The organism is Bosea sp. F3-2, from assembly GCF_008253865.1.
Taxonomy (GTDB): Bacteria; Pseudomonadota; Alphaproteobacteria; order Rhizobiales; family Beijerinckiaceae; genus Allobosea.
Map to the genome: position 1 here is coordinate 22,907 of NZ_CP042333.1, position 23,414 is coordinate 46,320.

Below are 23,414 nucleotides of genomic sequence, written 5' to 3' on the forward strand. Positions count from 1 at the left end.
GCGCGACCCGTTCATTTCCCGTCGCTTCCAGCTCGCAGGTTGCCCATGACCGCTCCCGTTGCGGCCGAAGCACTGCTCGCGGCTTCAGCCCCCGATCATGCTTCCGTCACTCTCTCGGTTCCGGAAGCATGCGCTCGCGCTTCAGCCTATGCGCCGCCGCTTATCGGAACCGACATCGTCACAGTGGCGCAGGGGACCGGTCGCACGCTTGCCGAACCCGTTGTCGCGCTGGTGGCGACGCCGCCCTTCACCCAATCCGCCATGGACGGCTATGCCGTGGCTGCGTGCGGCGGGCTCGCGGTCGGAAACCGCGTTCAGGTTGTTGGTCGTATTCCCGCCGGCGGCCGCGGGGGCAAGATCGCTCCTGGCCAAGCGATCCGGCTATTCACGGGAGCTCCGATTCCCGAGGGGGCCGACGCCGTCGTCATGCAAGAGCATGTCGACCGCGATGGCGATATCATCGTCTTGCGTCGCCCGATCCGGACAGGAGACAATATCCGGATCAAGGGCGAAGACGTTCAACCGCTTGAGATTCTTCTGCAGGCGGGCGAGCGTCTCGATGCGCGCCATCTCGCCCTTGCCGCCGCGCAAGGCATCGGCACCCTCAAGGTACGCACACGGCCGCGTGTGGCCGTGATCTCGACGGGAGGCGAACTCCGACAGGCTGGTGACGCGCTCGAATCCAGCGCGATCTATGATTCTAACCGGCCAATGCTGCTCGCCTTGATCGAGCAATCTGGCTTGGTTTCTATCGATGGCGGCTGGGTTCCTGACCAGCCCGAAATGATCGCAGATCGTCTGCTATGCATGGCCGAGCGCGCCGACCTCATTGTCACGAGCGGAGGCGCCTCCCTCGGCGAGGAGGATCATGCGCTTGAAGCGCTGGAGCGGGCAGGTGGCAGCGGCGAGACCCTCAAGATCGCCTTGAAGCCCGGCAAGCCCGCCGTCGTCGGCCGCGTCGGTTCGGCGGCTTATCTCGGCCTGCCAGGGAACCCCGTTTCGAGCTTGGTGTGCTGGCTGCTGCTGGGCCGCACGATGGCCTGCTCCCTGGAGGGGCGGGAGCCTCCACGGCGGCTCGGCTTTCCGCTCCCGAGCAAGTCGGCCTTTGCTCGCCGCGCAGGCCGAACCGAGTTCGTTCCGGTCAAACTCGAAGAGGGGCACGATGGCCTCGGTGTCGAGATCCTTGGCCGCGGAGGCTCTGCCCGCCTGCAACCACTCGCCGAAGCCGATGGCCTGGCCGAGATCGCCGCTGAGAGCGACGGCATTCGGCCTGGTGATCTTGTCCTGTTTCATCCGCTTCGCGGCGGCTTCGCCATCTGACCCTGTCATCATTGGAGATCCATCGATCATGAATCGCCTGTGGTCTATGCTTGCCTTGCTCGCCGTCTCGCCGTCCGTTGTCGTTGCCCAGGACATCTCCGCGGGCGAGCGCTCCTGGAACAAATGCCGCGCCTGCCACCAGATAGGTGAAACCGCGAAGAACGGCGTCGGGCCGGAACTCAATGGCCTATTCGGGCGGCATTCCGGATCAGTCGAGGGCTACAGCTATTCGAGCGCCAACAAGAACTCGGGCATCACCTGGGACGAGGCGACATTCGCCATCTACATCAAGGATCCGAAGGCCAGGATCCCGGGAACCAAAATGGTGTTCGCCGGCATCAAGAATGAGCAGGAGATCAAGGACCTGACGGCCTTCCTCAAGCAATTCGGCAAGGACGGAAAGAAGGCTCCGTGAGAGCCGGTGTCGTGGATGCCAACATTCGAAACATCAATCGATCGACCCCAAGTTCGTATTCCCGATCGCAACGATGCGCTTGTCGATGAACATCATCTTGCGCTTCGGCGCGCCGGGATCGATCAGCCGCGACGTGAGGGAGACGATACAGACCCGCCAGTCGGGGATATTGGGTTGGGGGGCGTCTAAATACCCGATCAGGACGGTCACGCCGCGGCGTTCCAATTCCCGCACTGCTCCCAAGGTATGCTCGTAGAGCGGACGGCGCGCAGTATCCGACATTGGCGTTCCATCAGACTGTTCGGCCAAGCAGAACGACACCAGGTCGAGATATTCACGCAGGTTTTCGATGTCGGCGCTATATGCATCCGGCAAATTGGGTGCATGCATCAGATAGGCGCAGCAGCGAGAAGCCTCGCGAACCTGCACCTGCCCAGTGAAGCGCGCGACCTCGACGGGTACAAGATTACCGTAGGTCTCCTTGATCTCCGCTTCGACCTCTTCCCGCGGAATGGTTGTGCGCGGGGTAGTGTAGTGCCCGGCGGCATAGCCAAACGCCCCAGCTATGCGGTTGAGGGCTTCGTCTGTGACGGGCTCGCCGCGCTCGACGCGCTCTACCGTGGAAAGGGATACGCGGGCGAAATCCGCCAACGTCAACTTCTTCCAGTTGCGGAGTTTGCGCGTAACGGCGACGGAGAAGGCGATCACGTCGAGGGGCGGCCTACGCACTTCGTCATGCTCAACGTGTTCAAGCTGCGCGGCCCGGCCGAGGACTGCTTTTAAAGACATCGGTATTACCTCCTGGTTGAGGCGATGATGCCGGTCGACCGGTCGCTAAAACAGCTGAGAAAAACCTTCAGGAGCTAGATCAACAACCGGAAGTTGGGGACGCGCAAGCGGTCCCCATTTTAGCCACGCCGATTCTATGTTTCACATCAAGCATGTGGACTGGGGTCACCGCACGTTTCAGGACATTCACTGGCGATCTCTTGGTTGATCAGGCCGAGATCGACGATGCGTTGGGCAAGGCAGAGCGGATCGGCCGCAAACTTCAGAAAGCGTACTGGGGAACGGACGAGGGCGAGCAAAAGCTGCTCATCGTCGGGTCGTGGGGCAAGAATACCCAGGTCCGCCCATCCCACGACATCGACATCATGGCGATACTCCCGGCCGAGGAGTTTCATCGCTTCGACGCCTATAGCACCGGCAAGCAGTCCGCCCTGCTACAAGACGTGAAAAACGTGCTGGCGGAGAGCTATCCGCAGACCGACATGAGAGGTGATGGCCAGGTCGTCGTCATCGACTTCAACTCGATCACCGTCGAGGTCGTGCCGGTGTTCAAGCGAACGGATGATACGTTCTTGATGCCTGACACCAGGAGCGGCGGTTCCTGGAAGGTTGTCGATCCGCTCGCTCAGATCACACGAGTGGAGACGATCGACGCCCTTGCCAGTCGCAATTCGCGACCACTCACGAGGATGATGAAGCTTTGGATGCGGGAGCGGAACGTACCGATCAAGTCGTTCCTGCTCGAATTAATCGTTGCTGAATTCATGCGAACCTATGTCTACAAAGACAAGACTCTCTACTGGTATGATTGGTTTGTCCGAGACTTCCTCCAGTTTTTGCTCACGCTCAGGAACGGTTACGTAATCCTACCTGGAACGGGCGAGTACATCCCACTCGGTGACGCATGGGTTAGTCGAGCGCAGACGGCCTTGGCTGCCGCTTTGACTGCATGTGACCATGAAAGGGACGACATGATCGTCAGCGCCGGGATCGAATGGCGGAAGATCTTCGGGGACAGGATACCATTGGCATGAGCAACGACGATCGTCGGCGGGCTGAGATTTCGATCGAGGCTCTGCGCCAGATGGAATCCTGTCTCTATACATCGACCATGATCTACATGTGGCTGCGCCGCGTGAGATGGCAGCACAAGATCGTGACGATCGCGCCTATCGTGCTGACCGCTATGGCTGGCTTCAGCTTTCTGGCAGATAGGATTGGCGCCGAAGCGGTCGCCGTCATTGCGTTCTTGGCGACCCTGATCCCGTCGATCGCTGAAGCGCTCGACATCCAGACGCATGTCAACGACCTGAAGTCGACCGCCGCCAGCTACAAATCGCTCCAAGATCGTTTCCGCCAGCTTGCGCGTATCGGCGCACTGGGAGATGTCGATGATGCCCAAGCGAGATTGGGCGAGCTCATGGATCGGCTAGATGCCGTGAGAGAGGCCTCGATGACGCCGCCAGAGCGCTATTTCGAAGCCGCGCAGAAAAAGATCAAAGCTGGGCATTACGACTTCACTGCCGACATCGCCCTCCGCGAGGCGGCTTCCAAAGGCTTAGTCGCGCCCCTCGACACGCCGGAGTGAGCAATAAGCTCAAGCCCCAACGACAATCGTGGCGAAGCATTAGCTTCGCGCTGGGACCAGTGCGGCCCGCCCCGGTAAGGCGAGCGTGGCCAGGAAGCACGCAGCCAGCATCAGGCAGGAGCCGATCAGGCAGGCGTAGATGCCGCCCCATTGATAGAGCAGGCCTGACAGCAGGGTGCCGGTAAAGCGTCCCAGCGCATTTGCGGCATAGTAGAAGCCGACATCCTCAGCGGCCTTCTCGGAGCCGGCATAGGCCAGGATCAGATAGGAGTGGACCGAGGAATTGACGGCGAAGGCGAAGCCGAACAGGCCCAGCCCCACGACCAAGATGATATCCGGCCTCAATCCCGAGTTGCTCGCCAGAACGGCGGCGATGGCCGCGGGAATGATGACGAGGATCAGCGACCAGAGCCTCGCCGCTCTCACCTCCTGCGTCAGCCCGTCGGGGCTGCGCCTGACTACGGCGGGTGCCGCCGCCTGTACGAGTCCGTAGCCAATCGTCCAGAGCGCGACGAAGCTCCCGACCATCGTGAAGGTCCAGCCTGCGGCATAGAGGAAGACGGGCACGCCGACGACGAACCAGACGTCCCGGGCTCCGAACAAGGCGACGCGCGCGATCGCGAGCAGGTTGACGCCGCGGTTCTTGCCGAAGAGCTCTCGTGCGCTCTTGCTCGCCTTGGCCTTCCCGAGCATGGGCGGAAGCGATGCCACAACCCCAGACAGCACCAGGCTGAGCGCCGCTGCCATCGCCCACAGTGCGCCTCGGAAGCCGAGGAATTCCAGCAGCAGGCCGCCGAGGAAGAAGCCGAAGCCCTTCATCGCGTTCTTCGAGCCGGTAAACCAGGCGACCCAGCGGAAGAGACGGCCGTCCGAGTCCTCCGCCTTGGCCGCGGTTTCGGCGATCTTGATGGCCGATTTCGAGGCCGTCTTCGTCAAATCCTTGGCGACGCCGCAGATGCCCTGGGCGAGGACCACCCAGATCACGGAGGCAATGGCGGACCAATCGGGCGAAAGGGCCGAGAGGACCAGAAAGCCGGTGATCTGCGTCGCCAGACCGACCGTGAGCATCCTGGTGATGCCGTAGCGTGCTGCGAGCCAGCCGCCGATGAAGTTCGCCAGGATGCCGGCGGCCTCATAGAGGAGGAAGAGGAAGGCGAGCGTGAACGGCGAGTATCCGAGCCGGAAGAAGTGCAGCAGCACGAGCATGCGCAGAGCGCCGTCCGTGAGCGTGAAGCCCCAGTATGCGGCCGTCACGATGGCGTAGTTGCGCGTGCCCTCATTCATCGCGTCAGATCCCGGCCGCTTCGAGGTGGCAGGCGAGATCGACCATGCGACAGGCATAGCCCATCTCGTTGTCGTACCAGGCATAGACCTTAAGCATCGTGCCGTTCGTGACGAGCGTCGATAGGCCGTCGACGATGCTGGAGCGCGTATCACGTTGATAATCGATCGAGACGAGGGGGCGCCCTTCAAAACCGAGGATTCCAGCGAGCGGCCCTGCTGCCGCGCTTTTGAAAAGATCATTAACCTCCGCGGCGGTCGTCGATCGTTCGAGTTCGAAGACACAGTCCGTTAGAGAGGCGTTGAGCACGGGGGCGCGGACTGCGTGGCCATCGAGCTTCCCCTTGAGCTCCGGATAGATCAGCGCGATCGCTGTTGCACTGCCCGTCGTCGTCGGCTGGAGCGAGAGCATCGCCGAACGAGCCCGGCGCAGGTCCTTATGCGGGGTGTCGACCACGACGTTGGTGTTCGTGGGATCGTGGATCGTCGTTATCTGGCCGTGCCGGATACCGAGGTTCTCGTGAACGACCTTCACTACAGGCGCCAGGCAGTTCGTGGTGCAGGAGGCGGCCGTCACGATCGAATGCAGGGCGGGGTCGTAGAGATGCTCGTTGATGCCGACGACAACGTTGAGAACGGATGGATCCTTGACTGGTGCGGCGACGATCACTCGCTTGGCACCGCGCTTCAGATGTCCTTCCAACACCGCCGGGGTCAGGAACTTGCCGGTGCATTCGAGAACAACATCGACACCAATATCGCCCCAGGGCAGCTCGGCAGGGGATCCCTCGGATGAAAAGCTGAGCTTGTGCTCGCCGATATAGATCGCCCCGTCAGCATCATGGCCGATCTCGGTTCGCCAGCGGCCCTGCATGCTGTCGAACTCCAGCAGGTGAGCTGTGGCCGCGGCACCTCCCTTGATCTCGTTCAGATGAACGACCTCGAGGCGGTTTTCACGCCGGGGATCATCACTCGGTCGCTCCGCTGCACCCAGCGCCGCTCGCAGAGCTAAGCGTCCTATCCGCCCCATGCCGTTGATCCCGACCTTCATCCCATCGCCTCTCAAATCCGATCTGATACATATTATTCGACATGTCGCTTGACATCGAAATGACGACGGAGTCAATCATGTCGACACCTATCGACATAATGAGATGATGACCATGGCTCGCGCTCCGTTCAACGTGCTCTTTGTCTGCACCGGCAATTCCGCCCGCTCGATCATGGCGGAGGCGATCATCAGTCGCGTCGCGCCGGGCAAGTTCAAAGGATTCAGCGCCGGAAGTGATCCCCGGGAGGAGATCAACCCGTTCGCGTCGCGCCTGCTGAAGTCGTTGAACTACGACATCACTCAGTTTCGTCCGAAAAACTGGGAGGAGTTCGCGAAGCCGGATGCGCCGCCGCTCGATTTCGTTTTCACGCTCTGCGATGACGCCGCGAACGAGCCTTGCCCCCACTGGCCGGGGCAGCCGATGAGCGCACATTGGGGCCTGCCTGACCCGGCGGCCTTCGTGGGCGAGGATGTCCAGAAGGCGCTTGCCTTCGCCGACGCCTATCGCATGTTGAACAATCGGATATCGATCTTCACCAATTTGCCGCTAGCCTCACTGGAGGGTGTCGCTCTACAGCATCGGCTGAATGCGATCGGCACCGATCTGGGAAGGAAGGACGACGCAGCTTGACCATCCGCCTCGAAGCCGCCAGCGCGGTCGACTTGTTGGGAGCGCTTGCCCAGTCGACCCGGCTGGAAATCTTCCGCCTGTTGATGCGCTACCGGCCGCATGGCCTGGCGGCGGGCGACATCGGTCGGCTGCTGGCTGTCCCGCACAATACCCTTTCGACCCATCTCGGGGCGTTGGAGCAGGTTGGGCTGCTGGCCTCGCGCCGAGAAGGCCGACATATCATCTTCGCCGCGGTTCCGGATCGCGCGGACGCCTTGCTCGGTTTCTTGTCCGAGGCCTGCTGCTCGCAGAGCCCGTCGGCCTGCGAGGTGCCCGCAACTCCCTACCTTTCGCGTAGGGAAGCGCAGGCAACCGACACCCCATTGCGGGTGCTCATCGTCTGCACCGGGAACTCCGCCAGGTCGATTATGGCAGAGGCGGTCATGAACCGGGAAGGGCTTGGCCGCATCCAAGCCTACTCGGCAGGCAGCCGCCCGCATGAGGCGCCGCACCCGCTCGCTCTCCAGCTTCTTAGAGAACTCGGTTACGAGACGGCCGACTTCCGCTCAAAATCCTGGGACGAATTCCTGGCGGCGGACGCACGTGAAATCGACCTCGTCATCACTGTCTGCGACTCAGCGGGCGACGAAGCCTGTCCAGCCTTCCCGGGCGCGCCGATGCGAGTGCATTGGGGATTGGACGATCCCGCAGAGGTCGGCGGCCCAATCGAGGCGCGCCGTGCCGCTTTCCGTCAAAGCTATCGAGACCTGACCGCTCGGGTCACGGCTCTCGTCAATCTGCCGTTCGAGAGCATGACCCTGCCCGAACTGGCGCCGGCGCTTGAAGCCATTGGCCGGATGGATGGGGCGACCCCCAGGTCCCTGGAGGCCGCCTAGCCGTTCAGGCCGATGCCGACGCGTCGCGCTTGGTTGCGCCGCGGGCGACCGCCGGGTGGCGCTCGTACCAGCCTTTGCTCCGGTTCACGATCGCGACCACGGAAAGCATCACCGGGACCTCGATGAGAACCCCGACGACGGTCGCGAGCGCGGCTCCGGAGTTGAAGCCGAACAGGCTGATCGCCGCGGCGACGGCGAGTTCGAAGAAGTTGCTTGCGCCGATCAGGGCCGAAGGACCGGCGACGCAATGTGCTTCGCCGGTCATGCGGTTGAGCAGGTAGGCCAGGCCCGAGTTGAAGTACACTTGGATCAGGATCGGGACCGCGAGCATCGCGATGATAAGCGGCTGCGCCAGGATTTGCTCGCCCTGGAAGCCGAAGAGCAGCACCAGCGTTGCCAGCAATGCCACCAGCGAGATTGGAGAGAGAACGCCGAGCACGCGGTCAAGCGCGGCCGGGCCGCCACTCGCCAGTAGTTGACGCCTCAGGAGCTGGGCCACGATCACCGGGATGACGATATAGAGAGCGACCGACAGCAGTAGCGTGTCCCAAGGCACGGTGATGGCCGAGAGGCCCAGCAGCAGGGCCACGATCGGCGCGAAGGCGACCACCATGATCGCATCGTTCAGGGCGACCTGGCTGAGCGTGAACAGAGGCTCGCCCTTCGTCAGGTTCGACCAGACGAAGACCATCGCCGTGCAGGGCGCCGCCGCGAGGATGATCAGGCCGGCGATGTAGCTGTTGATCTGATCCGCCGGCAGGTAAGGCCGGAAGAGATAGGAGATGAAGAACCAGCCGAGTGCGGCCATCGAGAAAGGCTTCACCGCCCAGTTGACGAAGAGGGTGACGCCGATGCCGCGCCAATGGCGCCCGACCTCGCCGAGCGCTGCGAAATCGATCTTCAAGAGCATCGGCACGATCATCAGCCAGATCAGCACCGCCACCGGCAGGTTGACCTTGGCGATCTCAGCCGCGCCTATCGCCTGGAAGACACCGGGCGCAATGTGACCGAGCGCGATACCCGCGACGATGCACAGGGCGACCCAAAGGGTCAGGTAGCGTTCGAAGGTGGACATGGCTTTCAGGCTCCCGCGAGGACACGGCCGGATGAATCAATGACAAGCTCGCCGTCTTCCTTGCGGAACTCGCCGTGCTGCGGCGGCAATAGGTCGAGCACCCGCTCGGACGGGCGACATAGCCGGACGCCCTTCGGCGTCACGACGAAGGGGCGATTCAGGAGAATGGGATGGGCTTCGATTGCATCGAGCAGGTCTTCATCGCTGAGCGAGAGATCGTCCAGGCCAAGCTCGGCGTAAGACGTTCCCTTTTCGCGTAGCGCCTCGCGCAGCGAAAGACCTGCGCGATCGACGAGTTCCCGCACCATTCTGCGTGAGGGCGGCGTTTCTAGATATTCGATGACGTGCGGTTCGACCCCTGCGTTCCGGATCATTGCAAGCGTGTTCCGCGAGGTCCCGCAATTGGGATTGTGGTAGATGACGACGTCCATCTGAAGTCTCTCCGGCGCAGAGGTTTCGTGCTTCGGCGGCAAGTCGGGAACCGCCTATCGGGAGGCGTGGGGCCGGTGGGGGAGGGGCTAGGCGCTTTCCTCAATCTCGGTCGCGACCGATGATGAGGCGCAGCAAGCCGAGAGCGCCGCGACCACCGGAGCGCAGATCTCCGTCCGTCCGCCGCAGCAATCGTTCAGCAGAAAGGTGACGAGGTGCTGCACCGCCTCCAGGTTCGCCCGATAGATGATGGAGCGGCTCCGGCGTTCGGTTCGGACCAGCTTGGCCCGCGCCAGAACGCCCAGGTGCGACGACATAGTGTTCTGTGGCACCGCAAGGAGGCGAGCTATTTCTCCCGCGGGCAGACCCGCCGGTTCATGCTTCACCAACAGGCGAAACACGTCGAGGCGGGTCTGCTGCGCAAGAGCTGCGAGCGTCAGAATGGTTTGCTCTGAATCCATATATCCAAATTAGTGGATATATGGATGAATCACAAGCTGAACGACCCGCGGCTGTCAGGCTGACCGCCGACGCTGGTGAGCGATGGCGATAGCCGACATATCCGTCGTCGGATCAATGACGATCTGCTTCTGCTTCCGTTCGGAGTAGCGGTCGACCAGCATCTCTGCATGCGGCCGCAGAAGGACGGTGAAGCGGACCAGTTCCTCCATCACGTCGACGATGCGGTCGTAGTAGGACGACGGCTTCATCCGCCCCGCCTCATCGAATTCCTTGTAGGCCATCGCGACGCTCGACTGATTGGGGATCGTGACCATCCGCATCCAGCGCCCGAGCAGGCGAAGCGTGTTGACCGCATTGAAGGACTGGGAGCCGCCCGAAACCTGCATCACCGCGAGCGTGCGCCCCTGGGTTGGGCGCATGCCGCCCATCTCCAGCGGCAGATGATCGATCTGCGCTTTCATCACGCCGGTGATCTGCCCGTGGCGTTCGGGGCTGCACCAAACCTGACCTTCCGACCAGAGCGCGTGCTCGCGCAATTCCCGGACCGCAGCGTGGTCGTCGCCTTTGACCTGGTCTGGCAGCGGGAGGTCGGATGGGTCAAAGATGCGCGTCTCGGCTCCGAACAGCGTCAGAAGGCGCGCGGCCTCCTCCACGGCAAGCCGAGAGAACGAGCGTTCGCGGAGGGAGCCGTAGAGCAATAGGATGCGCGGCGGGTGACCGAACGGGTCGGGCAGCCCTTCAGCCGGCCGCCTCATCACGAACTCGGGCTTGAGGGCTGGAAGCGAGGAAAGATCGGTCAGCTCACGCAATGGCATGAGGTTCTCCTTGATATTCGGAGCGGAGTTCAGCGCAGCTTGCGCGCCAGGACGTACATCGCAGCCGCCGCCAGGCCGGAGAGGGCAACCAGAAGCAACGTGCTCGGCATCAATCCGGCCCGTTTGAGCAGCATGGCGAAGAGGAGAGGCGCGGCAGCTTTTACGACAAGCCCAGGTGCGGAGAGTTTACCCAGCATCGCCCCATAGCCGGCGGGACCGAAGAGCTTCAGCGGAACGGTCCCGCGCACGATCGAGCTCAAGCCCATGCTGATGCCGTATGCGATGGCGAAAAGACCTGCGAGTGCGGCGGTTGTGCCGCCGATCGTCAACAGGACAAATCCAATTGGCATCAATGCTGCCGAGGTCCAGGCGGTCGTGACCGGATCGATCGAGGTTCCGAACAACATTTCGATCAGGCGCCCGGCAACCTGGGAGGGACCGACCATCGCACCGATGCTGACAGCGACAGCCGCGCTCAGCCCCAGCCCTTGCAGCATTGTCAGCATATGGACCGACATGGCCGAGACGACGAAGCCCTGAAGCGAGAAGGATAGCGCCAGAAGTGCGAAGGCGTTGCGTCGGGCATTTCCCTCAAGGTAGCCCGCGAATGCGGCATCGGCGTTGCTGGCGGATGAGACAGGGTTCGCTGCACGGTGAGCCGGGTCCGGCAACAGCAGGCAGTGCAGCGGCGCGCATAGGGCGATCTGAAGCACTGCATAAATCCGATAGATATCGCGCCAGTCGAAGGAATGCAGCAGAGCGGTGGTCAAGGGCCAGAACAGTGTCGACGCAAAGCCCCCGATCAAGGTCAGCTGGCTAATCGCGCGCCTTGCGCCTGGACCGCGCGCCTGCGTCAGCGCCGTGAAAGCTGCATCATAGAGGACGAGGGTCGAAACGATCTCCAGGGCGATCATGGCCGCGAAATAGCCAACCGGACCGCGCGCCTCCGCCAAGCCGAGAAGCGAGAGGCCGGCAAGCACCGACCCGAGGGTCATCATCAGCCGGGTGCCGTAATGATCAATCAATCGCCCAGCAACGGGCGCGACAAGTCCGCCGATCAGCAGCCCCGCAGCGAACCCGCCATATGTCCACTCCGGGGACCAGCCGAAGCTTTCGGTCATCTTCGGAGCCAGTACGGCGAAGGCGTAGTACAGGCCGCCATAACCAGCGACCTGTGTGACGCCGAGCGCCGTGATCAACGCGAGACCGCGCCCGCCGGTGGGAGCGGGTATAGGCAGCGACAGACTGGACATCAGGCTTCGGCCGCCTCACGGGTGGTTTCGTGGGAGCTGGACGAGCATCCGCATCCTGCCTTCCCGGATTGCTTGGCGACCGCGTCATCGGCGCAGCAGGCATCGACGGCCGCAGGCGCGGGGCCTCCACAGCAGCTCGATGTCGAAGCCGCCGGCCCGCCGGGCGTCGCGCTGCAAACTCCGGTCTCGGGCAAGACGAGCTCAACGCGCCGGGCCGCGGCGTGATCGCCGGCGAGTTCTGCCACGATCGAGCGGACTTGTTCATGCCCCGTCGCGAGCAGGAAGGTTGGCGCTCGGCCATAGGACTTCATGCCGGCGATGTAGAAGCCCGCCTCCGGATGGGCGAGCTCGGCGGCACCGTGCGGACGCACCGTTCCGCAGGAGTGGACGTTGGGATCGATCAGCGGCGCCAGGCTTGGCGGACATTCGAGCGCGGGATCGAGCTCGACGCGCAGCTCGCGCAGCAGAGCCAGTTCTGGGCGGAAACCGGTCGCGACGATGAGTTCGTCGACGGTGACGGCCTGATTGCTTTCGTCGCTTGAGATTAGGCGCAGACCGGCGGCATCTCGCTCGATCTGTTCCAGCCGAAAGCCGGTATGGGTCCTGATGCGGCCCTGCTTGACGAGATCCGCGATCTGGAGACCGAGTTCGCCGCGGGCGGAGAGCTGGTCGGCGGCGCCGCCACCGAATGCCTTCGCCAGGATCGGCCCCCGATAGAGCCAGGTGATCTTGGTCGCGGGATTCTCGGCCTGAAGCTCGGATAGCGCGATGAGGGTGCCGATGGCCGAATGGCCTCCGCCGAGCACCGCGACCTGTTTCCCTGCATAACGCGATCGAGCCGCTCCGGAGATGTTCGGCATCCCGTAGGCAATCTGCTCGCTCGCTTCGATCTCGCCGATTGCCGGCAAGCCGCCAACCCCAGCCGGGTTCGGCGAGAACCAGGTGCCGGACGCATCGATGACGGCATCGACGGCCAAGCCCGCGGGCGCACCGCCGTCGCGATAGCGCACCAGCAATGGCGCATCCTCGCGTCCATCCGTCTTGGCCTTGTCGAAGCCCGCCCGGGAGACAGAGATCACCTCGGCATTGAGCTTGATCCGATCCCGCAGCCGTTCAGCAAGAGGGGCGACGTAATGGGAAATCAGGTCACCGCCCGTCGGATAACGATCGGGATCGGGCTGCGTCCAGCCCGACACCTTGAGGAGGCGCTCCGCCGCCTTGTCGATGTTGAACGCCCAGGGCGAGAACATCGGGACGTGAGCCCATTGCCGGATGGCATGCCCGACCGCCGGACCGCGCTCCAGGATTACGGGAGATAGGTCACGTTCCAGCGCATGAGCAGCTGCAGCAAGTCCAACTGGCCCTGCTCCGATGATAGCGACGCTCTTCACTGCCATCTTCATCTCCCGCTGTCATTCTAGAAATATCGAAATAGTAGGCATGGCAACTCACGCTGCGCTTTGTTTGGAGACACACTGGCTGTCGACGCAGCACTCGGCGACGAGAAACTCGACGAGGGCATTCATCCGGTCATAGTTGGCGCGGCAGATGAGGCTCGTGCCGTCGCGTTCCTGACTTATCAGACCGACGATGACGAGCGCTTTCACGTGATGGGAGAGCGTCGAAGCCGCAACCTCCAGCCGCTGCTGGCACTGGCCGACCGACAACCCCTCATGTCCGGCCCTAACAAGAAGACGGTAGAGCGAAAGCCGCGTCGGATTGCCGAGGGCTTCGAGTTGAGCAGCAGCGTTCTGTGTCGTGATCATGAAGGGAGTTTGGCGCGGGCGTCGCATCGAGTCAATTCGTATTTCTAGAATCATAGAAATAGATAACGCCGAGCGGTCTAGGCTGGTGGACGGCCACTGACACAGCAGGTGAAATGGCCGTCACAAATTGTGTGGTTATTGATTCGAGAGAACACGATCAGGGCAGGATCCAGCGATGCGCCCGCTTCTCATTCCCTACGCGATCGACGTCGAGCGCCACGTGAAGATCTCGGCCTCCGACATCGCCGAGATGATGGAGGATCCAAGCTCGACAGTTCGTCTCCAGGCGACTGCCCACCTCAGCACGAGAACACGTCGCCCGCTAAAGTTCACCTGCCCGGCGTGTGGACAGCAGCTTTATCCGCATGCTCCCGTTTTCAATGGGACGCGGTACTTTTGGTCGCACTTGCCACGCGGGGCGTATGAATGCCCGCTGGAAGTCAAACGGAAGCTGACCCCCGACCAGATCAACGCGCGAATTTTCCATGGCCGGCAGGAAGGCGAGACACATAAGAACCTGGTTGCTTTGCTTGCGCGGCTTGCGGAGGCCGATCCAAACGTCGGTTCGGTTACCCTCGGAGCTTACGAACGCCCGACTGACGAAATGCGCTCCGAGTTCCCTTTCGGCCGCTTTCCCGACATTCAGTTTGAATGTGAAGGCAAGAAGGTCATCCTCGAGGCCCAACTCGCCACCATCACGCTGCATGGGATCAATGGCCGGCGGGCCTTCTACGATCGGATGGGAACGGCTCTCCTCTGGGTGATGCAGAACTTCGACCCGACCGGACCGATGCGAGCCTCCGTTCGAGATATCATCGCAGACCAGGGCGGCTTGTTGTTCTCGGTCGATAGCGAGGTGATAGCGGAATGCGAAGCTGACGGAGGTTTTCGGCTGCGAGCGTGGACATACAACGCTGAGCGAGAGGAGCCTTGGGATTCAAGCATCGTCACGATTGCAGAGGCGGCGGCTCGTGCGCGGCCGAGGCGATGGGCCGATGATTTCAAGGAGCGATGGGTAAAGACCTATCAAGGTGGATATTACCATATGCCGGGCCTGCCGGACCCATACGACATGCTCAACGAGGCCGCCGAACAGGCGGCTCTGCCACCGTTTGGGCCGAACAGCGGCTCGGCCTGCATCCTTTCACTGGTGAGGCTCCTGATTTCGTTGGAAGCCGGAGTGGTCACAGGTTCTGGTCACCCCAAGCTGATTTCCATCGCGAACGACTTCGATTCCAACGGCGGCCATCGAGCGCTGACACTCGTGCGCAAGGCAATCGAGCATTGGCAGCCGCACCTTCTTGAGCGCAATTCGATGCAGAACGCCCTTCAAAGAGCCCAAGAGAAGATGAGGGCAGAAGGTGCCAAGGAATGGGGACGTCGTAGCGCAATCGGCCGATTGCGCGAGGTGCTGTTCCCGGATTGGATCCTCAGCGCGCCTTCAGCCAAGTAGATCCAGGCCATCGCTCGGCTCGTCATCCGACGCACGTCCAGAGACTATCATAGTGTCTGTCGCGCATGACCTTTAGGCCAGCGGGCGCGTCTAGCGGACCATGCTATCCCGAATACGCTTGATCCAGTCGCCTACATTGCCGGCATGAACACGGTCGAGAAGCGCCTCGAGGCGCCCCTCGCATATCAGGCGAAAGCCGTGAGCTCGTGCCTTGGCGGCATCCATATGAAGATCGTAGAGCCACGCATTCGGGTCATCATAGCCCAAGAGGTCGAGCACGGCGGTCCGCTCGATGACCTGAATTGCCTGCCGAAGCTGCAAGCCGTGGAGCGCTGGCGGACTCGCGGAAAGATCGCCAACGCCGAGCTGCGCAAGAAACCAGCGGTCGAGTTCGACAACATCGCTGTCGGCTTCTTCAACCGCTACCGCAGCGACGTCACCGTGGTCGCATGCGAAGCATCGCGCGAGCAGACCGTCCTTCCAGCTGAGAGGTCGTCCGCAGCTGCAATGCGAGGCTAGCCGTCGCAGATGCCGGGGGCAGGTGGCGATGAAGGCGAGATCCCACCAGAAGCGATGATGATGAGACTCGTTGAGGCAGTCAGGGCAAAACCTTCGCGGCGACTTCAAAAGATCGTCTCTGGAGTCAAGGACGTGCTCGCGCACGCGGATCGCTCGGCCTGAGCCGCCCCGAAAAGCGCTTCGTTCGAGGTCAGCCATCGGGCATTTGGAAATCTCGGCGAGCGCATGTAGATCACGGCCGTTCCAAACCCTCTCGCAACGCACTCCGGTCAGGGTTCGCATTATGGCGCTCCTGGCGAGACCATTGGTGTCGCACAGACGAAGGTATAAGCCGTGCGCCGGCTCCTCGGAGCGCAGCACTGGTGTCCAGCGCGGTGGCGCCCACGACAACTGATCAGTTGAGCTCACAGGCCGCGGGCTCCGAACGCGGTCCGGTTTCGCTTCCCCCGTGAACGTCGCTTTTCGGCGCTGACGATGCGATCCTTCCGAGCCGCGGCCACCAGAGCCGGGAGCGTTTCCAGCTCCTCAGTGGTCATTCGGAATGGATTCTCCTGATCGGCGATCAGGAGTTTGTCGCGCAGGTAGTTTTCGAAGACCAGTCGGTTGAGGCTGGGCAGATTGCGCTCGATCGCATAGCGCGCCGCCAAGCGCACGATCGTGGCGATGCGGCCTTCATAACCATCGCAGTACGTGCCGAGCGGCAGAAAGACGTCGGGCTCCCCAAGGGCACTCGGCGTATCGAAAGGCAATTCCTTGTTCAGGGTCGCGCAATAGGTTGCGAGCGACGAGCTCCGCTCTGCCGTAATGTCGTGTGGTCTGACGACATGCACTTCGCCGCCGAGCCACTCGGCCTGAGGATTGGCGTCCTTGATCTCGATGGTGTGTTCAAGACCGACACACAGAACTTGAGCTTGGCCCGTCTTGGCCAGAACCTTGAAGACGTCCGCTCCCTCGTAGGCGGCGGAGGTTTTGCCCTTCTCGCAGATGTGCTGGGTATCGTCGAATACCACGAGGCGGGTCGCCTGGCCCTTCAATTGGCGGCCGAGTGCCAATTGCCGCTCGGCGAACGTCGCGGATCTCGGCAATTTGATGTCGAAGGCGAGCAACACGTCGTTCAGCAGGCCGTTGAATGTCGGGGCTTTGGGCACGTAGATCTTGACGATGGGACGCTCCCACCCGTTCGGCGTCTTCACCAGGACCGAGACCATCGCCTCGGAATCGCGCTGGTCATCAAGAAGCTGGCTTACTATCTGGCCGCCGGTTTCCTCCGCCGTTTCCGCGATCACCTCGTTGATCGCCGTCGTCTTGCCAGCGCGGGTTTCACCGAGCAGGAATGCGATCTCACCTTCTGGGGCGGTGAGATGGCTGGCCATCAACGTCTGAATAAAGGAGATCGAGCTCTGCAGGCTGGGCGTCACGGCGACGAACTTTCCGATGTGGCTAAGACGCTGGGAAATGGAAGCATCGCTCCAGTGGTGGGATCGCAAAGGCCTCGCGGTGGCGCGCTCAATAAGGGGCTGCATGGAGGGGGGCTTTCGAGTTGGTCATCGGCGACGTCGGCCGACATAGGTTTGGGGAGATGGCAGGGGCTGCACATCTGGTTCCGGCAATGCGGCAGGCGCTGAAAGCGCGATGGGGGGAGGGGGCTGCCAATCCCCGGGATAGCGCCCTGTCTCATCCCGCTTTGGATACGGGTCGACGGGCCGCAGCACGGCATCGCGATACGGGCCGTTCGGATCCGGAGCAGGGGAAAGAACGGGCCCATCGAGATTGTGGGTTCCGACCGCCTGCGCACTGGCCTGTGGATCGTGGCGTTCACCATGAATGTGCTCGACCGCCCGAGACCCTTCCGTGATGAAGGCCGCGATCGGCTTCGGAATGACGCCGTTCTGGCGCCGGCGCTTTTCGACAAAATCGAACTGAGCTTGGCTGCCGCGCGCGAGCTTTAGCTCGTAGTCCTCATCGACGACCCGTGCATCGTCAGTTCTCTCCTTGAGAAACTCGTACTGGCTGAGCGTCATGTTTTCGATCGAGCGCTCGGCCATCAGGTCGCCTTCGATCCAAGCATGTGTGTCTGGATCGAGGACGTAGGCCTTTCGGAGATCCTTAGGATCGATGCGGATCAGGACGTCAGAAGACCGTCCGATCCTTTCTCGCAGAGCGCGGAAAGCGTTCGAGTTCCAACGCAGATTTTTGTGGCGGACGCCCTCCCGGCGCAGCTTACAGGAAACGACCTTTCCGACGAGCGGGGCGATGAGTTCCTTAGGCGGCGCCGGTTTCTGGCCAACCTCGTCCATCCCCTCCCGCCACAGCTCGGCAGGAATCTTGTTGGTCCTGGAATTGGGAGTGCGGTTATGTGTATCGACCACCCATCTGATGACGACGTACCGAACATCATTGAGTGAGAAGATCGCGTCGTCTTGTGATTTGTATTTGCCGCGTTTCTGAGGGTTCGAGAACGTCGTTCCGTTCAGACTATGCATGCGTTCGCGATTGAGGCGGTGAAACTGCCCCTCGATCGTGCCCTTCTTGTCGCCGCTGGCTTTCGGCAGCTGGAGCAGCCTCATGTTGAGGGCTGCTTCGGTCGCGGCCATCGAAGCCGAGAGAAATTCAGATCCCTGGTCGACGATGAGGACATCGGGCGCCCCGAAGCATGGCCAGTCGAACTGGAATGGCTCTCCGTCGTACTCCGCCCAGCGCTGAAGTTCCTCGTCCTTGGGCAGGACGGCATGTCGCAGAGCTTCCATGACCGAGACCCAAGACGGTGGAACGAAGGAAATCGAGAAGCCCAGCACCATCTGCGAGAAGCGATCGATGAGCATGGTGAGCCAAGGCCTGCCGAGAACGACGCCTCCTTCCATGACCATGACGTCAAGCGGTGTATGGTCGGCCTCGACCTCTGCAAGCGGATACTCACCCGTGGGGCCAGCCCCTGTCAGGCGCAAAAGCCGCTCCGCTTCCGCCCGCCCTTCTCGTTTGACCAGGATCTCCCATCTCCCGCGCTTGGCGAGGACAGATTCCACGACCTTACGTCCGATCACCTCCTTGCTGGTTCCAGGCAGAGCAAGTCGCTCGTCGGCGGCGCGGATTCGAATGAGAGTGCGTGCGCGCAGCAGGGTCTGGCGGACGCTGTTCTTGAACGGGGACGCGTAAGTTTGATCGATCGCCTTGTTGATCTCTTCGTAGATCCACGGCTCGTAGCGAGCCTCGTGATCTCCACGCGCCGCGAGGTTCGGAACGAGGGCCCGCACATCGCAACCAGCCGCCACCCAACGCAGATACCAATCCCTGGCAGTCCGGAAGTTAGGCACCTCGATCAGATTGCCCGGCTCTTTGTCCGCTGCGCTTTGAAGAACGGGCAGAACGATCGCGCTCTTGTCCCTGTGAGCCAGGGGCAAGTCGAAAATCGCGCGAACGAACGCGTGGCGCGCCGTTGCGGTGAGTTTCTGAGACTCCGAAAAGCTCCCCCAATCGCGCTGCAAGTTCGCCAGAACATCGGTCGAGAGGGCGGAATATCGCGCGTCGGTCGTCAGCTGCTCGCGCCGCATCATTTCGAGCTGTCGCCCGAAGCTCAGCATCATCTCGCTTCCGTCATCGGCTGCCGTGAAGATCCGGCCGTTGGCCGTCGTTTCGCCGACGATATAGCAGCGACCAAAGATTCGGACCTTGCTTCCCGGGGTGAGGCGCGGCGGTGCGATATGCGTCCTCATCGTTTCACCTCCGCGGACGCGCCAACTAGTTCGAAGACGGTGCTGCGGCCGATCCGCCTCGTCCTGTCGAGTCGAAGGTGACCCAGACGGTCGAGTCGGATCGCGAGCTCGATCGCCGCGGACGGCTGGCCAACGACCGCGCCCAGGTCGGAGACCGTGGGGCAGGGTCCCAATGTCCCAAGGGCGAGAACAGCTTTCAGCAGCAGCGCATTGTCAGCGAAGGGGCCGTTATGCCGGTGGATCAGCCGTGCATTGTAGAGCATCGGCTCGATCCGTATCTCCTGCTCGGTCACGAGCCGGAAGAGGTACCCAGCTTCTTCCGCTGCCGCGCGGCATGCCTCGAGCCGCCCCCTCGCTTCGGCATACTTGTCCGGGTCCGGGGGACGGATCTTTGCAAGCGGCTTCACTTCCACGAGTTCTCGGGGGCCAGCCCGGCGCTCGATAAGGAAGTCTGGCGTCCACGAAGTCCGACGACGTTCCAGGTTGATTTGCAGCTCGAAAGGCTGGGCGATCATGTTGACGATGTCGTCGTCCTGCGCGTCGGTCGCGAGCGCAAAATCGAATTCGAGACAGCTGTCGCCGGAGACGACTTTTCCGCGCAGGCGCGTCATGGGAACGTCGCCCGCATATCCTGTCCGGCCGCGGTGGCGGATTTTGCGAACCTCTGACCCGCGGATCAGTTCATGGCGCGGATTGCGGCGACGGGCGCGCTTCTTCGCCGGGCTCTTCGGCTCTTGGAGAGGCGCAGGCGACTTGCGGGGTGTGACGGGATCGGACTCAATCCGTCCGCACGCGTGCTCGCGGTACCGGACGGGATACGTGTGCGCCGAAACGTGGTCGGGATGGTCATCGGACATTGCTGACGTACACGGTTGAGGCACGCCAGCGCGATGTGATGCGGTTGAATTGGCCCTTGCAAGGTGCAGCAATCGCGCGCAGCATCACATCGTCGCTGGGTTACCAGTGACGGGCCGGCGGATGCCGGGTTCTGAAAGCCGCTCGTCGCCCTTGCGTGGAGTGGAGCGGCATCTATTAAAGACGTTCCGAGTTGCCGCTCGGAACGTCTTTTTTGGTTATATTTGATTTATTCGGCCGGACTTAAACGAAATAGACTGTGTCGTTGTAGCCGAATTCCACTCTCAATCTGCTCAGGGGAACGAAGCGATCGGGAGATGCAATAGCGACGTACATCTCGTCGTAATCAAATAGCTCTCGGGGGTCTTCGACCGGATGGAGCCACGGGAGAGGGGACTTGATTACCCTCCGCGCTCTCGTTTTTGCCCCCGCCTTACCTTGAGTGTTGCGCTTCGATGCTTCGTCCAGATTACAGGCGTGTTTCATCGCTCCTCCGATCGTAAATCGGTTGAGATTCCGTGAGGTTTGTGTATGATTCGGCGCGAAGCGTGGTGAATTCCGCCCTTCAAAAGGACCGAGCCTTGTTCGCCGAGCGCTAGAGATTTTGATCTCTATGGTTTCGTCATTTTGGGTTCTCCCAGCTTGCTTGTTGTGACGAAGCCACCTCTGCGAAGAACGTCATCGCTCTGTGGCTATCCTAGGCCAGCGCGGTGGAGGGTGTTGTGAGCCCCCTTCACCGCGTTCCTCGGATCAATTCAATCCTTCAGAATCAGCGTTCAGTGCATGGATTTTATATGCGCTTCTTGATTCGTGCAAATATGAGGTAGGTCGCTCCCTTCCATTACACTCAAATTCGAGAATTCCTTCATGAGTTCAAGGACTCAATTCTCAATTCTTGTTGGAGAACTACTTGTCCTTCAAAAAATTGCTTCCGCTCAGGCCTTCGAGCCGCCGCTACGAGGTATGCGTGGCCATTCCTTGCATTCAATGGAATTAGTCCTTGCCATTCACGTTTAAGGTCGGCTCAAATATCCTAGCGAGATGGTCATAATTCTGTGCGTTATCAATATCTTACAGCGGTCGCACTGTGCTGCTCCGCGGCCACAGATCGAGATCCTTGAAACGTGCTTGAACAGCGGTTTTGAAGGCACATTAACGTCGGTCAGGATCTTGATGATTTGGTCCCTTTTGGCGGCTGATTTCGGTCTTTTTGCCCAGCTGTAGCCGCAATTTGGTTCGTGGAGGGCAAGCCGGATCTTTCACGGTTATTGGCGGGTCAACCGACCTTGCCACCATCTCTCGATAGCTCGCTTGAAAATCGTGTTGCGTGGTCAGCCATTACGCCGGTTCTGAGATGAATGGCGAAGCGCCTGATAGCAAACTGGAATCAATCGATTTTCGATCCCCGGCGCTCTACGCTTTCGTCACCACGACGACACGTCAGTCATCATGGTTTCAAGGCGCGCTCGAACGTAGGCGAGCGAGGCGATGTCTCCTTTGGCCATGACTTCCAGCGGAGGCAGGTGATCGAAGGCGGAATTAGCAATTCTTATCCAGGAATAGCCCCGCTCTGGGTCCTTGAAGAGCGTGCGAAGGCATTTGTGGATGCCAATCAGCAGTGACAGCCGGATGCCTACGTCCTGATCGATTTGGCCGAAATCGGAGCGCTGCCACGCAGAGTAGGTTTCGGGCGCGAGATTGCCCAAGATCTGACATGCGGTTCCATCGGAGAGATCCCATTTTCGGAACAACCTCACGACCGCGCTCGCCGCGATCTCCAGCTCTCTGGGAGTGAACATCACCTTTTAAAATTGGGGGCCCGACGAAGGCTCGTCGGCGGTCGGCAATGCGCACCGTCCGAGCCGATACCAGCGGCTGAGCGTGCGGGCGATTGTTCGATCTTCACTGACCCAGATAACTGGGCTGGTCGTGATGAGGCGATCGCCGAGAATTGGATGAGCGATCGACTCGCCTATCAGGATCATAAGGCCGTTCTGCGCGTCGACGCCCGGGATCCACTCCTCAAGCCCGGCGGCATCTGTGAGATCAGACTCAGTAGGGCGCCATCCTTCGCGAAGGCGGCGCAGGTCGATCTGAGCAGACCGGAGCTTTTCGATCAGTGTCTGCATTTCCACCCGATCCTGTTTTGATGGAGTTCGAGCTTGCGCAACAGGGCGAGAAGCATCATCCAATCGGAGGTCGGCACCCGGCCCGCCGCGGTGATGGTGGATCCGTTACAATGGGCTCTGCGACGCTCCGGGTTCAGGCAGAGCTCACGACCTCGACGATGAGCCGAGGATTGAAGTTCGGATTTTCCCTGTTCCCACCGCGCCTGGGGTAGCCGGCTTGATTGGAAAGGATGCGCGTCTGGCCGACGCGATAGTCGTGCGAACCATGATCGTGCCCATGGATCCAGAGTGCGGGCTGATACTGCTCGATGAGCGCCGAGAGATCCGAGCAATAGGCCGGTGCCAAATGGTCACCACGGAATTTTGGCTGGACTGACCCGGGGTGGGGGGCGTGATGGCTGACGACCACTGTCGCGCCACCAAAAGGTTCGCTGAGCTGCGTCGCGATGAAAGTCAGCTCGCTTCGGTGAGTTGCGACGGCATGCTCCGGGGTGAAAGCCTTCCTGCTGCCGTCGACGATGTGGATCAAACGGTGGTCGTTCATCGCGTGTCGAGCAGCCAAACGGGCGGCCCGTGACTTCCCGAACAGATTGAAGTCGGTCCACAAAGTGGCTCCGATAAAGCGCACGCCGTCAACCACAACGCAGCCGGGCGCCAGCATATGAATTCCACACTGTTCTGCCAGTCCGCGACCGGCGCGCACGGCGGAATAGATCTCATCGTAGTAGAATTCGTGATTGCCCGGCACAAAGATCGTCGGACGGCCCTTAAGAGGGCCCTCCGTCTGCTGCTCAATCCATCTGATTGCTGATGTGATCGGTCGGCCGATGTCGCCAGCGAAAACGGCAGCGTCGAACTCTCCCAGATCTTCCGGAAACGCGAACGGCCCGAACTCCAGGTGAATGTCCGAAAGCACCAACAGGCGCATCGTGGCGTTCCTCTCGGTTGGAAGGCGATGGTCACGCCCCATGTGTTTCGGCAGGCGGCCTCAGGATCCC

General features: G+C 61.4%; 24 protein-coding genes. 7 read left to right on the forward strand and 17 right to left on the reverse strand.

Annotated elements, in window-relative coordinates; all coding sequences use genetic code 11:
• Positions 1–45: 45 nt before the first annotated feature.
• Together FQV39_RS32110 and FQV39_RS32115 are read left to right on the forward strand one after the other, a co-directional pair.
• A complete protein-coding gene (locus FQV39_RS32110) occupies positions 46–1,320 on the forward strand; it encodes a molybdopterin molybdotransferase MoeA (protein ID WP_149134516.1) in 1,275 nt (424 codons plus the stop codon).
• 28 nt (positions 1,321–1,348) lie between these two features.
• Positions 1,349–1,735, forward strand: coding sequence for a c-type cytochrome (locus FQV39_RS32115; RefSeq protein ID WP_149134517.1), 387 nt, complete (start codon positions 1,349–1,351; stop codon positions 1,733–1,735).
• A gap of 33 nt (positions 1,736–1,768) precedes the next feature.
• On the opposite strand, the gene FQV39_RS32120 is transcribed toward FQV39_RS32115, so the two are convergent.
• Positions 1,769–2,524, reverse strand: a complete 756-nt coding sequence (locus FQV39_RS32120) for a hypothetical protein (protein WP_149134518.1) — start codon at positions 2,522–2,524, stop codon at positions 1,769–1,771.
• 152 nt (positions 2,525–2,676) lie between these two features.
• Here FQV39_RS32120 and FQV39_RS32125 point away from each other — a divergent pair, with 152 nt between their 5' ends.
• On the forward strand, positions 2,677–3,558 hold the full coding sequence (locus FQV39_RS32125) for an SMODS domain-containing nucleotidyltransferase (RefSeq protein WP_282570366.1): 882 nt from the start codon (positions 2,677–2,679) through the stop codon (positions 3,556–3,558).
• Positions 3,555–4,112, forward strand: a complete 558-nt coding sequence (locus tag FQV39_RS32130; protein WP_187640409.1) for an SLATT domain-containing protein — start codon at positions 3,555–3,557, stop codon at positions 4,110–4,112. The genes FQV39_RS32125 and FQV39_RS32130 overlap by 4 nt, the downstream gene beginning before the upstream one ends.
• A 39-nt stretch (positions 4,113–4,151) precedes the next feature.
• On the opposite strand, the gene arsJ is transcribed toward FQV39_RS32130, so the two are convergent.
• Together arsJ and FQV39_RS32140 are read right to left on the reverse strand one after the other, a co-directional pair.
• Complete coding sequence (gene arsJ / locus FQV39_RS32135) at positions 4,152–5,396, reverse strand: organoarsenical effux MFS transporter ArsJ (RefSeq protein WP_149134521.1); 1,245 nt, start codon at positions 5,394–5,396, stop codon at positions 4,152–4,154.
• A 4-nt stretch (positions 5,397–5,400) separates the two neighbouring features.
• Positions 5,401–6,444, reverse strand: a complete 1,044-nt coding sequence (locus FQV39_RS32140) for an ArsJ-associated glyceraldehyde-3-phosphate dehydrogenase (RefSeq protein WP_149134669.1) — start codon at positions 6,442–6,444, stop codon at positions 5,401–5,403.
• Between the two features lie 112 nt (positions 6,445–6,556).
• Here FQV39_RS32140 and FQV39_RS32145 point away from each other — a divergent pair, with 112 nt between their 5' ends.
• Positions 6,557–7,075: an arsenate reductase ArsC gene (locus FQV39_RS32145; RefSeq protein ID WP_149134522.1), complete on the forward strand. Its 519-nt coding sequence runs from the start codon at positions 6,557–6,559 to the stop codon at positions 7,073–7,075.
• Entirely contained in the window at positions 7,072–7,950 is an 879-nt protein-coding gene (locus FQV39_RS32150; RefSeq protein WP_149134523.1) for an arsenate reductase/protein-tyrosine-phosphatase family protein, read from the forward strand. Before FQV39_RS32145 ends, FQV39_RS32150 begins: the two co-directional genes overlap by 4 nt.
• A gap of 4 nt (positions 7,951–7,954) precedes the next feature.
• On the opposite strand, the gene arsB is transcribed toward FQV39_RS32150, so the two are convergent.
• The 7 genes from arsB to FQV39_RS32185 all read right to left on the reverse strand — a co-directional run bounded on the left by arsB (position 7,955) and on the right by FQV39_RS32185 (position 13,747).
• Complete coding sequence (gene arsB, locus FQV39_RS32155) at positions 7,955–9,025, reverse strand: ACR3 family arsenite efflux transporter (protein ID WP_149134524.1); 1,071 nt, start codon at positions 9,023–9,025, stop codon at positions 7,955–7,957.
• A gap of 5 nt (positions 9,026–9,030) precedes the next feature.
• A complete protein-coding gene (arsC, locus tag FQV39_RS32160; RefSeq protein WP_149134525.1) occupies positions 9,031–9,456 on the reverse strand; it encodes an arsenate reductase (glutaredoxin) in 426 nt (141 codons plus the stop codon).
• An 87-nt stretch (positions 9,457–9,543) separates the two neighbouring features.
• Positions 9,544–9,915, reverse strand: a complete 372-nt coding sequence (locus tag FQV39_RS32165; protein ID WP_149134526.1) for an ArsR/SmtB family transcription factor — start codon at positions 9,913–9,915, stop codon at positions 9,544–9,546.
• 54 nt (positions 9,916–9,969) lie between these two features.
• The gene (gene arsH, locus FQV39_RS32170) at positions 9,970–10,731 is read right to left on the reverse strand and encodes an arsenical resistance protein ArsH (protein ID WP_149134527.1); all 762 of its coding nucleotides are present in this window, start codon (positions 10,729–10,731) and stop codon (positions 9,970–9,972) included.
• A gap of 29 nt (positions 10,732–10,760) precedes the next feature.
• Complete coding sequence (locus FQV39_RS32175) at positions 10,761–11,984, reverse strand: MFS transporter (RefSeq protein ID WP_149134528.1); 1,224 nt, start codon at positions 11,982–11,984, stop codon at positions 10,761–10,763.
• Complete coding sequence (locus FQV39_RS32180; protein ID WP_149134529.1) at positions 11,984–13,381, reverse strand: NAD(P)-binding domain-containing protein; 1,398 nt, start codon at positions 13,379–13,381, stop codon at positions 11,984–11,986. The genes FQV39_RS32175 and FQV39_RS32180 overlap by 1 nt, the downstream gene beginning before the upstream one ends.
• A gap of 51 nt (positions 13,382–13,432) precedes the next feature.
• Complete coding sequence (locus FQV39_RS32185) at positions 13,433–13,747, reverse strand: ArsR/SmtB family transcription factor (protein ID WP_149134670.1); 315 nt, start codon at positions 13,745–13,747, stop codon at positions 13,433–13,435.
• A 178-nt stretch (positions 13,748–13,925) separates the two neighbouring features.
• On the opposite strand from FQV39_RS32185, the gene FQV39_RS32190 reads away from it, so the two are divergent.
• Positions 13,926–15,203 (forward strand): DUF6035 family protein, encoded by a 1,278-nt coding sequence (locus FQV39_RS32190; protein WP_149134530.1) that lies wholly within the window; start codon positions 13,926–13,928, stop codon positions 15,201–15,203.
• A 90-nt stretch (positions 15,204–15,293) separates the two neighbouring features.
• Here the strand turns inward: FQV39_RS32190 and FQV39_RS32195 are convergent, their stop codons facing one another.
• The 7 genes from FQV39_RS32195 to FQV39_RS32225 form a co-directional block, all read right to left on the reverse strand.
• Positions 15,294–16,130, reverse strand: coding sequence for a TniQ family protein (locus tag FQV39_RS32195; protein WP_149134531.1), 837 nt, complete (start codon positions 16,128–16,130; stop codon positions 15,294–15,296).
• A complete protein-coding gene (locus tag FQV39_RS32200; protein WP_187640410.1) occupies positions 16,127–17,140 on the reverse strand; it encodes an AAA family ATPase in 1,014 nt (337 codons plus the stop codon). The genes FQV39_RS32195 and FQV39_RS32200 overlap by 4 nt, the downstream gene beginning before the upstream one ends.
• 126 nt (positions 17,141–17,266) lie before the next feature.
• On the reverse strand, positions 17,267–19,432 hold the full coding sequence (locus FQV39_RS32205; RefSeq protein ID WP_149134533.1) for a Mu transposase C-terminal domain-containing protein: 2,166 nt from the start codon (positions 19,430–19,432) through the stop codon (positions 17,267–17,269).
• On the reverse strand, positions 19,429–20,043 hold the full coding sequence (locus tag FQV39_RS32210; RefSeq protein ID WP_187640411.1) for a TnsA endonuclease N-terminal domain-containing protein: 615 nt from the start codon (positions 20,041–20,043) through the stop codon (positions 19,429–19,431). Before FQV39_RS32210 ends, FQV39_RS32205 begins: the two co-directional genes overlap by 4 nt.
• 1,668 nt (positions 20,044–21,711) lie before the next feature.
• Positions 21,712–22,086 carry an antitoxin Xre/MbcA/ParS toxin-binding domain-containing protein gene (locus FQV39_RS32215; RefSeq protein WP_149134535.1) on the reverse strand — a complete coding sequence of 125 codons (375 nt, stop codon included), beginning with the start codon at positions 22,084–22,086 and terminating at the stop codon, positions 21,712–21,714.
• A gap of 6 nt (positions 22,087–22,092) precedes the next feature.
• Positions 22,093–22,416: a DUF6634 family protein gene (locus FQV39_RS32220; RefSeq protein WP_149134536.1), complete on the reverse strand. Its 324-nt coding sequence runs from the start codon at positions 22,414–22,416 to the stop codon at positions 22,093–22,095.
• 133 nt (positions 22,417–22,549) lie between these two features.
• Positions 22,550–23,344, reverse strand: coding sequence for a metallophosphoesterase (locus FQV39_RS32225; protein WP_187640412.1), 795 nt, complete (start codon positions 23,342–23,344; stop codon positions 22,550–22,552).
• Positions 23,345–23,414 lie beyond the last annotated feature (70 nt).

Coding starts and splice junctions, on each gene's coding strand:
- FQV39_RS32110 (WP_149134516.1), top strand. CDS start 46: ATGACCGCTCCCGTTGCGGCCGAAGCACTGCTCGCGGCTTCAGCCCCC.
- FQV39_RS32115 (WP_149134517.1), top strand. CDS start 1,349: ATGAATCGCCTGTGGTCTATGCTTGCCTTGCTCGCCGTCTCGCCGTCC.
- FQV39_RS32120 (WP_149134518.1), bottom strand. CDS start 2,524: ATGTCTTTAAAAGCAGTCCTCGGCCGGGCCGCGCAGCTTGAACACGTT.
- FQV39_RS32125 (WP_282570366.1), top strand. CDS start 2,677: ATGTGGACTGGGGTCACCGCACGTTTCAGGACATTCACTGGCGATCTC.
- FQV39_RS32130 (WP_187640409.1), top strand. CDS start 3,555: ATGAGCAACGACGATCGTCGGCGGGCTGAGATTTCGATCGAGGCTCTG.
- arsJ (WP_149134521.1), bottom strand. CDS start 5,396: ATGAATGAGGGCACGCGCAACTACGCCATCGTGACGGCCGCATACTGG.
- FQV39_RS32140 (WP_149134669.1), bottom strand. CDS start 6,444: ATGAAGGTCGGGATCAACGGCATGGGGCGGATAGGACGCTTAGCTCTG.
- FQV39_RS32145 (WP_149134522.1), top strand. CDS start 6,557: ATGGCTCGCGCTCCGTTCAACGTGCTCTTTGTCTGCACCGGCAATTCC.
- arsB (WP_149134524.1), bottom strand. CDS start 9,025: ATGTCCACCTTCGAACGCTACCTGACCCTTTGGGTCGCCCTGTGCATC.
- arsC (WP_149134525.1), bottom strand. CDS start 9,456: ATGGACGTCGTCATCTACCACAATCCCAATTGCGGGACCTCGCGGAAC.
- FQV39_RS32165 (WP_149134526.1), bottom strand. CDS start 9,915: ATGGATTCAGAGCAAACCATTCTGACGCTCGCAGCTCTTGCGCAGCAG.
- arsH (WP_149134527.1), bottom strand. CDS start 10,731: ATGCCATTGCGTGAGCTGACCGATCTTTCCTCGCTTCCAGCCCTCAAG.
- FQV39_RS32175 (WP_149134528.1), bottom strand. CDS start 11,984: ATGTCCAGTCTGTCGCTGCCTATACCCGCTCCCACCGGCGGGCGCGGT.
- FQV39_RS32180 (WP_149134529.1), bottom strand. CDS start 13,381: ATGGCAGTGAAGAGCGTCGCTATCATCGGAGCAGGGCCAGTTGGACTT.
- FQV39_RS32190 (WP_149134530.1), top strand. CDS start 13,926: ATGCGCCCGCTTCTCATTCCCTACGCGATCGACGTCGAGCGCCACGTG.
- FQV39_RS32205 (WP_149134533.1), bottom strand. CDS start 19,432: ATGAGGACGCATATCGCACCGCCGCGCCTCACCCCGGGAAGCAAGGTC.
- FQV39_RS32210 (WP_187640411.1), bottom strand. CDS start 20,043: ATGACGCGCCTGCGCGGAAAAGTCGTCTCCGGCGACAGCTGTCTCGAA.
- FQV39_RS32215 (WP_149134535.1), bottom strand. CDS start 22,086: ATGTTCACTCCCAGAGAGCTGGAGATCGCGGCGAGCGCGGTCGTGAGG.
- FQV39_RS32220 (WP_149134536.1), bottom strand. CDS start 22,416: ATGCAGACACTGATCGAAAAGCTCCGGTCTGCTCAGATCGACCTGCGC.
- FQV39_RS32225 (WP_187640412.1), bottom strand. CDS start 23,344: ATGCGCCTGTTGGTGCTTTCGGACATTCACCTGGAGTTCGGGCCGTTC.